This is a genomic window from Olavius algarvensis spirochete endosymbiont, assembly GCA_900608495.1.
Taxonomy (GTDB): Bacteria; Spirochaetota; Spirochaetia; order DSM-2461; family DSM-2461; genus UBA2779.
The window spans coordinates 1-1,522 of sequence record UWYT01000074.1; the positions used below are offsets into that span (position 1 = coordinate 1).

Consider the following 1,522-nt stretch of genomic DNA (forward strand, 5'->3'; position numbering starts at 1 on the left):
GGAGACGCTGCTCTTTGTGCCGTTATACCCGATCGATCGTAATCACAATTAAGCGCCCACACGATACCTATGGCGATAGTTTTAATTCGACGCTAACTATTGTCGATTCCGGACGTGCAAATAACGGATTGGGCCGTGGATACTCGTGGTATAATAGGAGTTCATATAAGGTGGGAGCTAATGCAAAGAATATTGAACATGAGAATGAGCACGAAGGAATGACATTGCCTGATGGCAACTACTATTTGTCAACAGAAAATCTAGATCTCAATTCGGAGGGTAGTTATGATTCATGGAGTTTTCATAATGTTGCACAACTCCAGACCAAAGATCCGAATATTCCCAAAGGTACAAGAGGAGAAATAAATTCGGGAATGTACTTAATCCATGGAACCGAATACAAGAATGGAGATACCTGGACAACCCCATTTTCGGCAGGCTGTATTTCAACTCAAGGCAATCAGCCTGGGCATGATAAATTCATGGCCAGTATTCCAGCAGTTGGCGATCTTTCAGTTATCAGAGTTCGCATTCAGTCTGCTGTCAACATTTCAAAATATCTAAATAGATGAGGTAATTGATGTTTAAGAGAATTATTCTAGTAAGTTGTCTTTTTTGTTTTCCTCTTTTTCTGATGGCTCAGAACTTCAGCATAATAGGTGAGCGTATTCTTGGTCTATTTCCGGCAGGGTATTTGATATTTATCATTGATGAACAGAAAATGAGATTCGAATGGACTTCAGTGGGTTCCGGTCGTAGTTATAATGAGGTTGAATATTTCAACTATTCGATTAAACAGCGTGATGGGATAACCTTTCTGGTGCTAGATGCTGATATTCCCGAAGAGATACTATTAGCAGTCTTTGTTAACGCAACCACATGGCATGCCGGTTCTGAGATACTCATCCTTTTTGGGCAGATTCAGGAACAAAAAGAACGTTCAGGGAAGCTCTACCATCCTAGTTTTTTCCTGGGATATGTAGCAAATCCAAACCATAGCAATTCACATATTCTTTTGGAGGATGTACATCTGCGTGAGGGTTTAGGCCGAGGTTACAGAGATGCTAGTTCTTCCCTTACTGAATTTGGAAAAACTTATGATGTCAATAATCTTGACTCGCTTCAATCAGAAAGTGCATGGGTGGAGGGAGCAAGTGGAGATGGCATTGGCGAGGGATTTGTAATTGTGAATGGACGGGATAGGAAGTGGAAGAGTTTGGCAATCATCAATGGCTTTATCTCAGCGCGAAATCCTCATCTCTACAAAGAAAATGGGAGGGTAAAGAAGATAAAAGTGGAAGGCGTTAGGAGTGGCGTCTCAGAGGTGTTAGATGTTATAGATACACCACATCCGCAAACAGTTGATATATCATTTTTGCCGTACCCTGAGGATATTCGAGTATCAATTGCTGATGTCTACCCCGGAACTAAATACAAGGACACTGCCATCCATTATTGTATCACCTATAATCTTACAATAATTCCTTTATTCCCTTGATAACTGATCCGCCAGTTTGAGAAG

2 protein-coding genes are annotated in these 1,522 nt (G+C 41.1%); both read left to right on the forward strand.

Going from position 1 to position 1,522, the window contains the following annotated elements; genetic code table 11:
• On the forward strand, window positions 1-572 hold a 572-nt coding region (locus S1OALGB6SA_RS01370), incomplete at its 5' end, for a hypothetical protein (protein ID WP_503465862.1).
• Window positions 573-580: 8 nt separating this feature from the next.
• Window positions 581-1,498, forward strand: a complete 918-nt coding sequence (locus tag S1OALGB6SA_RS10525; protein WP_230204351.1) for an NADase-type glycan-binding domain-containing protein — start codon at window positions 581-583, stop codon at window positions 1,496-1,498.
• Window positions 1,499-1,522: the final 24 nt, after the last annotated feature.